This window comes from Vibrio sp. 1078-1, from assembly GCF_033340475.1.
Genome location: NZ_JAWOWM010000830.1, coordinates 1 through 531, shown reverse-complemented (window position 1 = coordinate 531; position 531 = coordinate 1). Strand labels below are relative to the sequence as shown.

Genomic DNA, 531 nt, shown 5'->3' with positions numbered 1-531 from the left:
CAATTGAATCACAGATACCACTACCGCACCTGGGCGTCTTACGCCTTCAATTTCCACTTTGATTTCACGCTCGATCTCTAAACCTTTTTTGATAGGCGTTACTTTAGTCAGTGTGCTTACTGCTCGCACGTTGTTACCAGCTTTAACTGGGTAAGGAAAACGTACTTGGTTCAAACCTAGATTCACAACCAATTTCGCTGTCGGAAATAATGGTTTATCCGCATCAACTGAGTCCGTCAGTTTAGGCAGTAGAGCCAACGACAGGAAACCATGCGCAATGGTTGTTTTAAAAGGTGATTCAACAGATGCACGCTCTGGGTCAGTATGAATCCATTGCATATCTTCTGTTACCGCACCAAATTGATTGATACGCTCTTGAGATACATGAACCCAGTCACCCGTATGGATCACTTCACCGATCTTACCGATTAGCTCGTCATACAGTTTTTGAGCTTCTGGCTGAAGAACAATCGGCGCAGGTTGAGGAGCCACTTCTTCATTTACTGCAGGCTGATTATGGTCGCGCACATT

General features: G+C 44.8%; 1 protein-coding gene. It reads right to left on the bottom strand.

Annotated elements, in window-relative coordinates:
- The coding region (locus R7190_RS30330; RefSeq protein ID WP_318138269.1) for a MaoC family dehydratase at positions 1-531 on the bottom strand (531 nt) is incomplete at both ends.